The sequence below is a fragment of the Aliidiomarina sp. B3213 genome, from assembly GCF_003290085.1.
Taxonomy (GTDB): Bacteria; Pseudomonadota; Gammaproteobacteria; order Enterobacterales; family Alteromonadaceae; genus Aliidiomarina.
Genome location: NZ_QMKJ01000002.1, coordinates 908,958 through 919,149 on the forward strand (window position 1 = coordinate 908,958; position 10,192 = coordinate 919,149).

General features: G+C 44.9%; 8 protein-coding genes. 6 read left to right on the top strand and 2 right to left on the bottom strand.

What is annotated here, in order from left to right:
* Position 1 precedes the first annotated feature (1 nt).
* From DQX04_RS09465 to DQX04_RS09475, 3 genes are read left to right on the top strand one after another with little or no spacing between them, the layout of a single operon-like run.
* A complete protein-coding gene (locus DQX04_RS09465) occupies positions 2-979 on the top strand; it encodes a serine/threonine protein kinase (protein WP_111915636.1) in 978 nt (325 codons plus the stop codon).
* 56 nt (positions 980-1,035) lie between these two features.
* Positions 1,036-1,656 carry a thiol:disulfide interchange protein DsbA/DsbL gene (locus DQX04_RS09470; protein WP_111915637.1) on the top strand — a complete coding sequence of 207 codons (621 nt, stop codon included), beginning with the start codon at positions 1,036-1,038 and terminating at the stop codon, positions 1,654-1,656.
* 21 nt (positions 1,657-1,677) lie between these two features.
* Positions 1,678-2,964, top strand: coding sequence for a mechanosensitive ion channel family protein (locus tag DQX04_RS09475; RefSeq protein ID WP_111915638.1), 1,287 nt, complete (start codon positions 1,678-1,680; stop codon positions 2,962-2,964).
* Here DQX04_RS09475 and DQX04_RS09480 read toward each other — a convergent pair.
* Positions 2,936-3,841 (bottom strand): acyltransferase, encoded by a 906-nt coding sequence (locus tag DQX04_RS09480; protein ID WP_111915639.1) that lies wholly within the window; start codon positions 3,839-3,841, stop codon positions 2,936-2,938. The two genes, DQX04_RS09475 and DQX04_RS09480, sit on opposite strands and share 29 nt — an antisense overlap.
* 131 nt (positions 3,842-3,972) lie before the next feature.
* Between DQX04_RS09480 and DQX04_RS09485 the strand changes: the two genes are divergently transcribed.
* Genes DQX04_RS09485 through DQX04_RS09495 form a run of 3 tightly spaced genes read left to right on the top strand, consistent with a single transcriptional unit; the run spans position 3,973 to position 9,108 of the window.
* On the top strand, positions 3,973-4,620 hold the full coding sequence (locus DQX04_RS09485) for an ImuA family protein (protein WP_111915640.1): 648 nt from the start codon (positions 3,973-3,975) through the stop codon (positions 4,618-4,620).
* A gap of 10 nt (positions 4,621-4,630) precedes the next feature.
* Complete coding sequence (locus DQX04_RS09490; protein WP_111915641.1) at positions 4,631-6,028, top strand: DNA polymerase Y family protein; 1,398 nt, start codon at positions 4,631-4,633, stop codon at positions 6,026-6,028.
* On the top strand, positions 6,028-9,108 hold the full coding sequence (locus tag DQX04_RS09495; RefSeq protein ID WP_111915642.1) for an error-prone DNA polymerase: 3,081 nt from the start codon (positions 6,028-6,030) through the stop codon (positions 9,106-9,108). Before DQX04_RS09490 ends, DQX04_RS09495 begins: the two co-directional genes overlap by 1 nt.
* 18 nt (positions 9,109-9,126) lie before the next feature.
* Here the strand turns inward: DQX04_RS09495 and DQX04_RS09500 are convergent, their stop codons facing one another.
* On the bottom strand, positions 9,127-9,666 hold the full coding sequence (locus tag DQX04_RS09500) for a gamma carbonic anhydrase family protein (protein WP_111915643.1): 540 nt from the start codon (positions 9,664-9,666) through the stop codon (positions 9,127-9,129).
* Between the last annotated feature and the right edge of the window lie 526 nt (positions 9,667-10,192).

Below are 10,192 nucleotides of genomic sequence, written 5' to 3' on the forward strand. Positions count from 1 at the left end.
CATGAGTGACTTTACTTTTTCTTCGCTCAGCCCAGAGCTGATTCTGGATGCCTTGGAGTCGGTAGGTTACTACCCTAGCTCGGGGTTACTGGCACTTAATAGCTACGAAAACCGGGTTTACCAATTCTTGAACGACGGCGGGCAGCGTTACGTGGTGAAGTTTTACCGCCCTGCGCGTTGGAGCAATGCACAAATTCAAGAAGAGCACGACTTTTTAAGTGAACTACATGACGTCGACATCCCTGTGGTGCAGCCCATTCGAGAAAATGGTGTTTCCTTATTTGAGTATCAGGGCTATCGGTTTTCGGTATTTCCAAGTGTTGGCGGTAGAGCCCTCGAAAGTGACAACCTTGATCATTTAGACGAGCTTGGAAGACAGTTGGGGCGCATGCACCAAGTGGCAAAAGTAAAACAATTTCAGCAACGCCCCACTTTAATCGATAAAGCTATTCTGAAAGATATTCAAGAGACGCTTTTAGCTTGCCCCTTAATGCCCGATAGTTTGCGTACCGCTTTTGAAGCCATTTTACAGCCAGTAGTGAAGCAGTTACTGGAGATTGAGTGGGAGCGTTACGACACCATTCGACTTCATGGCGACTGCCACGTGGGAAACTTGTTGGTTCGCGACGATGGTTTAACCTTTGTCGACTTTGACGACGCAAGGCAAGGTCCTGCAATTCAAGACTTGTGGATGATGCTTAGCGGCGACCGGCAGCAACAGACTTTGCAACTGGACACTTTGGTGTCGGCTTACGAAGAATTTACATCTTTTGACGCTTCTCAATTAAGATTAATTGAACCTTTGCGCAGTTTTAGAATCATTCAATATATGGCCTGGTTAGCAAAGCGCTGGGGAGACCCTGCATTTACGTTCTCTTTTGCGTGGTTTGCCGAAGCTCGTTATTGGGAGCAGCAAATTCTCGCATTAAAAGAGCAGTTGGCGAATATGCAAGAACCGCCTCTGCGCTTGCAGCCTTAATGTGTGTGTGGGCATAATGCCTCCGATTTTTTGAAAAACTAATGGAATAAACGTTTATGAAGAAGTTTTTATTGGCCGCCGCTGCGGTACTTAGCATGTTAAGCATTCCTGCGTTTGCGATGGACTTTGAAGAAGGCGTGCATTACGAAGTCATTTCAGACGAAGCGACCAGTGAACCGGAAATCATCGACTTTTTCTCTGTTTACTGTGGTGCTTGTTATCAGTTCCAACCGTTCAGCAGACAGTTGGCGAGTGAATTCCCAGAAGCATACAAAGCTTACCAAGTAGACTTTATTGCTCCGCGCGACATGGGTGAAGTTATTGTTCGTGCTTGGGCTGTTGCGGAAATGCTAGACGTTGCAAGCGAATATAAGCAACGTATTTTCCACGAGCATTTCGTAAACCGTAATCAAAGTAATACATTTGAAGATGTGAAAGGTATCTTTGAGCAAATGGGCATTGCAGGGCCTCAGTTCGAGCAAGCTTATGGGAGCTTTGCGGCGCGTAGCTTAGGAAACCGTATGCGCAGCGCATCACGCGACTTCAATATTCGTAGCACGCCAACATTCGTTGTGAATGGTAAATACCGCATGATTCAGCAAGGTTTCCGCGATAGCACGAATTTCTTCAACGACTACATGGAACTTGCTCGCTTCTTGCTGAATAAAGACCAATAAGCGACCCCTGGAGCGCATTCAATGGAAGGATTAACGGAAGCTTGGCAGTCTTTTTACGCGAAAATTGCCGAGCACCCGAATCTTGAACTGACCTTTGGAATTTTTGTGTTACTCACTGTTGCCGCGGTGAGTAACTTCGTGGTTAAACACGCTTTAATTCGAGTTATTGTAAAAGGCTTGGATGCGCTGCAATTAGAAGAAGACAAGCGAGTAATGAAGTCGACCATCATTGCTCGTTTGGCGAATATTATACCGGCACTTGTGCTGTATTTTGGTGTTCACCGCGTTCCGCAAATGCCGGAGGTCGTGATCACCGTGGTGCATAACGTGGTTAACGCTTTTATTGTATTAACCATAGCGCTTGCGATTAACGGCTCGCTTACATTGGCGAATCTTGTTTATGAGCGTAAATACGACGCCGCCCGCAAACCTATAAAAGGTTATATCCAGGTTTTTAAAATAGCAGTGTATGTGATTGCCGCTATTTTAATGATCGCCACACTTATTGATCGCTCGCCGCTTATATTGCTTTCTGGTTTAGGCGCAATGGCAGCAGTATTGCTGCTTGTGTTCCAGGACACGTTGCTGTCACTTGTGGCAAGTATGCAAATTTCCTCGAACGACATCATTCGTGTGGGCGATTGGGTGGAAATGCCGCACTTAAGTGCCGACGGCGAAGTCATCGATATTGCATTGCATACGGTGAAGGTTCAAAACTGGGACCGCACCATTTGTTCTATTCCAACCCGACGTTTTATTACTGACGGCTTTAAGAATTGGAGAGGCATGCAAGAGTCGGGTGGGCGCCGCATTATGCGCAATATCCTGCTCGACCAGCAAAGTATTGGGTTCTTATCCGCCGATGAGAAAAAGGGTTTACAACGCTTTCGTTTGCTACATGATTATATGGCAGAAAAGCAGCAAGAAATTGATGCCTGGAACGCTGAACTGAAAGAAGCGGGCAAAGAGCCAGTAAATACTCGCCGAATTACGAATATTGGTACGTTCCGAGCTTATGTTCGTCGTTACTTGCAGAGCCACCAAGGTATTCATCAGGATATGTTGGTTATGGTGCGGCAATTAAGCCCTACTTCTGAAGGCTTGCCGTTACAGGTTTATGCTTTTACCAACACCACGGAATGGGCAAAATATGAAGGTATTCAGTCGGATATTTTCGACCATTTGCTCGCTATTCTTCCTGAGTTTGGTTTGCGCGTATTCCAAAGCCCAAGTGGACGCGACGTGCGTGAACTTGGGCAGTTGTTAGGCGAGAACGGAATTACTCGTGATCAGAACGGTACTGACTAATACGCTGGTCTTTCTTTTTCCAGCGTTCGTTTAGCCAAGCTTGAAAGTGACCTCTAAATGCTTCGTCGTTAAAGTAGTCACCGCGTAAGTCTGGTGTTACCGGAATGCGATCGATATGCACATAGATTTTCTTTAACTTACCTGAAAGCAATGGGTAAACCACCGACTCGCCCGGTTGAATGCCTGGGTATACCACCGTTACATCTAAGATCTCTTGAAATTGCTCACCCATGGCTTGCAAAGTGAAAGACGTTCCACCAGCCTTTGGCGGGAGCAAGTTTTGAAATTCACTTTGCTTGCGCTTGTGCTTTTCAGGGGTAAGTCGAGTACCCTCACAGAAGTTGATGATGGTTGTGGGAATGTCTCTAAACTTCTCACATTTTTCTCGCGTGGTTTCTATATCTTTGCCTTTTAGCTCAGGCTTTTTCGCAATTTGTTCGCGGCTGTAGCGTTTCATAAATGGCATGTCTAAAACCCAGCAGCCCAAACCAATAACCGGCACCCAGAATAACTCTTGCTTCAAGAAGAAGCGCGGCATAGGCAGCTGCTTGCGAGACAAATGCATAAGTAAAGGAATGTCGACCCAGCTTAAATGGTTGCAAAGAATCATGTACCAACCATTTCTATTGTCGGGTAAGTCGCCTTCAATAACCCATTCGGTTTTATGTGTCAGGCTGAAAAGCCCTGAAACCGAATAAGCCCAAAGTCGGAACAAACCGTTGGCAATACTACTGGTGAGCCTTTTTATAGGGGGAATAGGCAGTAGTAACTTGAATATTCCTACAACAATAATAAGCAGCCCAATAATCGCGGTTGCTAGTGCTGCCCATGTGAAATTAATAATAACTTTGATTGGCCCGGGTAAAAAACGAAGCATGCTTTCAATGCCTTAGCTAGTAAAAAACCTGCATATCATACCGCTTCTCAATTCGCCGTGCGAATTCTCTTGATCATCCACAAAATACCTCTAGAATATACTGTATAAATATACAGTTATTGGTGAGGTTTATGGCTGTAAATAGTGTTTCTCTTAACCGCCTTATGTCACGCGGAGACGTGTGGCAAGGTCGTGTTCAGCAAGGTTCGGCAGAAAATAGCGGCGGGCACAATATTGCTACGGGGGTCGGCGAGCTCGACGACAAGCTACACGGCGGGTGGCAATGGCAAAAGCTGCATGAAATACAGGTGAAACAACCTTTTTCGGGAGAGGTGGTGTTACTTAAAAATGCATTAGCATGGAGTGGCGCGCAAAAACGTCCAGTATTTTGGATTGCTCCGCCCGCTCTGCCCTGCGCTTCTGGGTTAGCTCGCTACGTAGACCCACAAAGTCAGCACATTGTACTGACGCCGCAAACCGAAGCAGACGCTTTATGGTCTGCGGAGCATATATTGCGTTCCGGCTCAGCGGGAATGGTTATTTTATGGAGCTCAAGTTTAAGCCAGCCGGCGTGCCGCAGGCTTCACCTTGCGGTGCAAAACAGTGGTGCTATTGCTTTTGTCATCAGCGACATACAACCAGAAGAGGCTAGGCCTTTCACTACACGCCTGCGCTTGTCTACCGACTGTCGTAATATCGAAGTCATAAAACGCGCACAAGGTTGGCCTGTGCAGGTAGAGCTACATAAACCTCTTCACTGGTTGCGAGCTACGGCTTAGTAGTGAACCTATGCATTGGTTGTATCTTTATTTTCCTCAGTTGCAGCTTGATCGTTTGCAAGCTCTAACACCTGCTTTAGAAAGTAGAGCTACGGTTCTATATGACCCTCAAGACCGCAAACAAGCTGTCGTTCAAAGTAATACGAAAGCGCGGGAGTGTGGCGTATACAGCGGTACTCCGTTAGCGCGAGCATGGTTGTTAGCTGAAGATATGGCAGCCTACCCATGGAAAGAGTTAGAGCAGAACCAGCAGTTACGGCAGTTAGCGACACACATCTACCAAGGCTTTTCTGATATTTATCTCGACCCGCCCGATGGCTTATGGCTGAACTTGCAGCCTATGCGTCGTGTATACCCTAACGCAGCAGCTTGGCAAAAAGCTTTACATGTTCAGCTACATCCATTTGCCGTTCATGTAAAACAAGGTGTGCATGTGTCACCTGCCGCCGCACGTTTATTAGCAAGGTTTGAAGCGTCTCATATAGATGAAATTCTGATTGAGCAGTTGCCCTGCGAGCATAAGCAAATCGAGAAATTAGTACGCTTCGGTTTACATACGTTAGAAGACTTAAAAGCTATTCCTCGAAAGGAAATAGGTAGAAAGTTGGGGCAAGACATTGTGCTTTTATTGGCACAACTGGAAGGGCACCATCGCATGCGTTTAGCACCCTACCAACCACCCCATAGTTTTTATCAGCGTATTGTTTTGCCTTCAGAAGCTGAAAGTTGGCAAGGCTTACAGTTTTCATTGAAACGCGTTTTTCGAGAATTAGAACGCTTTTTACAAGGTCGAGGTAAAGCGGCTACAAAGTTAGTTATTCATTTATATTTCAGAGAGCAGCCGAAACAAGAACTGGTCGTGAGTGCTCCACATGGCTGTGTTACTACAGATGAATTTTTGTCGTTATGTCAGTTAAAAGCAGAGCATGAAGTGTTGAAAGCGCCCGTTGTTGAATTAAGTGTTCATGCGAAGGGTTGGAAAAACCATGAAGCTGTAATGGCCGATCTATGGAATCAGCACACTTCAACGTCAGTTCCTTTGCATCAGCTTTTAAATCAGTTGCAGCTTCGTATGGGAACCGAGCGGGTTTATGCCATACAAACACAGCATTATTGGTTACCAGAACTGAGTTGGCAGAGACGGTTAGCTGGGCAGCCCATACAACCTTCGCATGATCGAGAAGAGGTTATTCGTCGCCCTGCTTGGTTATGCCTACATGCCCAGCGAATTGATATTCATGAATGGCAGCTGGGTTTAGGACCCGAGCGTATAAGAACGAGCTGGTGGCAAACGGGCGAAGAAAGTACGCGAGATTATTATCAAGCGCGCCACTTAAGTGGTCGGCTTGGCTGGGTGTTTTATTGTTACCGTCAAAGCTGCTGGTGGTTGCAAGGATGGTTTAGCTAATGAGTTATGCAGAGCTTTACTGTTTGTCCCACTACTCTTTTTTGCGGGGTGCTTCTTCGCCAGAACAACTTGTGAAGCAAGCTGAGAGCCTAGGTTATCAAGCGTTAGCCATTACTGATGAGTGTTCAGTAGCTGGCGCCGTTAAGGCTTGGCAAGCGGCCAAACATAGTTCTATTAAAGTGATCATAGGAAGTGAGTTTAGAACACAAAGCTTAGGGCGCTGGGTTTTACTCTGTCAAAACAGAGAAGGCTATGCGCAATTGAGTGCCTTCATTACAAAATGTCGTAGAGCAGCGGAAAAGGGAAGTTATCAATTTATACCTGAATGGCTACTACAAGTGCCCTTATCTTGTTGCTTATGTATTTGGCTTCCTCCCTCTGAACTAGACACTCGTGCTCATCATTTTATGCAGAAAATGTCTACAGCGTTCCAGGGTAGGTTGTGGATAGGTTATTTACGAAGTCTTGCAGAAAGCGATATTAAGCGGCACAAAGAATTAATAACCATAAGTCAGCAATATAAATGTCCTTTAGTCAGCTGTTCCGGTGCTTTGTTTCATCATTCTAGTAGTGTACCGCTTCACGAAGTTATGTCGGCTATTCGTGAAGGATGCAAAATTGATGAGTTAGGTACAAAAGCAGAGAGAAATGCAGAACGTACGTTACGAACGTTAGGTGACATTAAGTCTTTATATGCGCCTGAGTACATAAAAGAAACGTTAAATGTTGCTGATTTATGTAGCTTCGACTTGGGGAGTTTACGTTACGAGTATCCCAGTGAAGTAGTACCGCCAGATTACACTCCAGACCAATGGCTACGTAAGTTAACTTTGCAAGGAGCAAAGGATCGTTACCCTGAAGGCTTGCCTAGTAAAGTGCGAAAGCAAATTGAGTACGAATTAAAGTTGGTACGAGAACTTGGTTACGCACATTTCTTTTTAACGATTCACGACATTGTAAGCTTCGCGAGAGCCCAAGGAATTTTGCATCAAGGCCGTGGTTCGGCAGCAAACTCCTCGGTGTGTTATTGCCTAGGTATTACTGCGGTAAACCCTGCTCAGTCTGACCTATTATTCGAACGGTTTATTTCTAAAGAACGTAATGAACCACCAGATATCGACGTAGACTTTGAGCACGAGCGTCGTGAAGAAGTGATTCAATATATTTACCAGAAGTATGGTAGAGAACGGGCGGCGCTTGCCGCTACGGTGATTACTTATCGTTTGCGTAGTGCTATTCGAGATGTCGGCAAAGCTCTAGGCTTTTCAGAGGGTATGTTGGCAGAACTGCTTGCTAGGCTTGATCGTCGAGATAGCCAGGAAGGTTGGGCGCAGCAGTTAATGGCATTAGGCATTGAAAAACATCCTCGCGGCTCTATGTTAGTGAAACTTGTCTCCATGCTATTAGGTACACCTAGGCATTTATCTCAGCATGTAGGCGGCTTTATTATTTCATCAGGTCCGCTGTCCGAGTTAGTGCCGGTCGAAAATGCTTCTATGCCAGAGCGAACTGTAATTCAGTGGGACAAGGACGACTTAGAAAGTTTGTGCTTGTTAAAAGTAGATGTTTTGGCTTTAGGAATGTTAACGGCCTTACGTAAAGGGCTGTCTTCGTTACCTGAGTTTTATGGTGACTCCTATGATCTTGCTTCTATTCCACAAGAAGATAAGCAAGTTTATGGAATGCTACAAAAAGCAGACTCTATTGGTGTATTTCAAATAGAGTCGCGCGCGCAAATGAGTATGCTGCCACGTTTAAAGCCGGCAACGTTCTACGATCTTGTTATTCAAGTCGCCATTGTTCGCCCCGGACCTATTCAAGGAGACATGGTTCATCCTTATTTAAGACGTCGAGATGGGCTAGAGCCTATCGAGTATCCAAGCGATGAAGTTGCTGATGTATTAAGAAGAACGCTAGGTGTTCCCATTTTTCAAGAGCAAGTGATTAAGCTGGCTATGGTTGCTGCTGGTTTTTCAGGTGGCGAGGCTGATCAATTACGGCGAGCAATGGCAAGCTGGAAAAGTCACGGTCAACTAGAGCCTTTTCGGTATAAATTAGTTAAAGGCATGCTTGCGCGAGGTTACCCCGAGTCATTTGCTGAGCGCTTGTACGCACAAATTCTGGGTTTTGGTGAATATGGCTTTCCCGAGTCTCATGCAGCTAGTTTCGCTATTCTTGCGTATGCTTCTGCTTGGTTGAAGTATCATTACCCTGCCGCATTCTACGTAGGGCTACTCAATAGTTTGCCTATGGGTTTCTATTCTCCTTCTCAGCTTATTCAAGACGCTAAAAGGCATGGCGTTGTTATTCACCCGGTATGCATTAACCAAAGTGGTTGGGACCATGCATTACACCATGGCAGTCGCGGACCAGAAATTAGACTAGGTTTTCGACTGGTAAAAGGCGTACGGTACCAAGACATAGAATTACTGCTTGCGAGTCGTCCGAGTGCTGGGTTTTCTTGTATGCGTGAAATACAGCGTATCCAAATACAACAAGGAAGTATTGAAGCGTTAGCAAGTGCAGATGCATTTTCTGTTTTAGCGAATCATCGTTACCAAAGTCGTTGGGAGCTTACTGAGTTAGGCGAGCAATTGCCGTTGCTCGAATCTTTAGATGAAAAGGCGCAAATAAATTTACCTGCTCCGCATCCCATAGAGTCAATGAAAGAAGATTATAACTCTATGGGGTTAACCTTAGGAGCGCACCCCGTCGCATTACTCCGCCAATACTTAAAAGGCAAAGATAGTTTACCCAAACATAGAAAAGCTAATGAACTGCCTCAACTTCGGCATGGTCAAATTATTACTGCATTAGGATTAGTTACAGGAAGACAAAGACCAGGCACAAGTAAAGGAGTAACTTTCATTACTTTAGAAGACGACACTGGGAATATTAATGTGGTGCTTTGGCAAGACAGAGCTAGGGAGCAGCGGCAAGAGTGGTTACATGCACGTTTATTGTTAGTGAGAGGAATTCTAGAAATTCACGGGGATGTTATTCATGTTATCGCCGGTCGTATGCGAGACTACACCGACCGGCTTCCTGCTGCGCACATTCGTTCGCGCAACTTTCATTAATACGAGCTTCTATGTTTATTAGGAAGGCTCGTTTAAATAATCGTTTTTAAGTTCTACGTAGTTCTCTGCAGACTTCGGTAAAAATGCGAGCTCTTCTTTGGTGAGTGCTCTCGCCTTTTTCACTGGGCTGCCTACATATAAGAATCCACTCTCTAATGTTTTACCCGGCGGAACTAAAGAGCCTGCGCCTATAATCACGTCATCTTCTACGACAGCGTTGTCCATAATTACTGCAGACATGCCAACTAAGATGCGATTGCCAAGGCGACAACCGTGTAGCATTACTTGGTGACCAAGCGTAACGTCGTCACCAATAATCAATGGAAAGCCCTCTTCATTACTATTGCTAGTTCGGGTGACGTGAAGAATGCATCCGTCTTGTACATTTGTTCGGGTACCAATGCGAATATAGTTCACGTCTCCGCGCGCAGCTACCAATGGCCATATACTACTGTCGTCGCCTATCTGAATGTCACCTACAATAACTGAAGACTCGTCTATATAAACATTGTTGCCTAAGGTTGGCTTAATACCTTTGTAAGATCGGCCAGTATTCATTCCTGATCCTCTCAATAATAATGTGTGCTTATATTCTAACGCTTGGCTCTAAGCATTTATAGTGTGCTTATTTCCACCAACCTGGTGGAAAATCATCCATTCGACATTTAAATCGACAAAAACCTTAAAAAAGCCCTTGTGAATTGTAAATTGATCGATATAATGCGCCCCACTTCTTCGGGAGCAAAGCTAGAAATAGCAAGCGATTGAAGAGTTATCTGGAAAATTAAGGATTGTTAAAAGCTACTAATTAGCGGCTTTATCCAAATTTCAGATTAAAGCACCCAAAAGTAGAAGGTAACATTTACTTAACAGGTGCAAATGGTTAGCTCAAACATAGAAAAATGAAAAAAGTTTTCATCAATGAGTTGACATAAAAAAATGGGTGTGTAGAATGCGCACCTCGCTTCGAGCAGAAGCAACGTTCTTTAACAATATATCAAGCCAAGCAATCTGTGTGGGCACTTACAGGATAAGCATCGAACTATAGCCATTAATTTGGCAAAAACGCGAAGCTTAGAATGAA

Coding starts and splice junctions, on each gene's coding strand:
- DQX04_RS09465 (WP_111915636.1), top strand. CDS start 2: ATGAGTGACTTTACTTTTTCTTCGCTCAGCCCAGAGCTGATTCTGGAT.
- DQX04_RS09470 (WP_111915637.1), top strand. CDS start 1,036: ATGAAGAAGTTTTTATTGGCCGCCGCTGCGGTACTTAGCATGTTAAGC.
- DQX04_RS09475 (WP_111915638.1), top strand. CDS start 1,678: ATGGAAGGATTAACGGAAGCTTGGCAGTCTTTTTACGCGAAAATTGCC.
- DQX04_RS09480 (WP_111915639.1), bottom strand. CDS start 3,841: ATGCTTCGTTTTTTACCCGGGCCAATCAAAGTTATTATTAATTTCACA.
- DQX04_RS09485 (WP_111915640.1), top strand. CDS start 3,973: ATGGCTGTAAATAGTGTTTCTCTTAACCGCCTTATGTCACGCGGAGAC.
- DQX04_RS09490 (WP_111915641.1), top strand. CDS start 4,631: ATGCATTGGTTGTATCTTTATTTTCCTCAGTTGCAGCTTGATCGTTTG.
- DQX04_RS09495 (WP_111915642.1), top strand. CDS start 6,028: ATGAGTTATGCAGAGCTTTACTGTTTGTCCCACTACTCTTTTTTGCGG.
- DQX04_RS09500 (WP_111915643.1), bottom strand. CDS start 9,666: ATGAATACTGGCCGATCTTACAAAGGTATTAAGCCAACCTTAGGCAAC.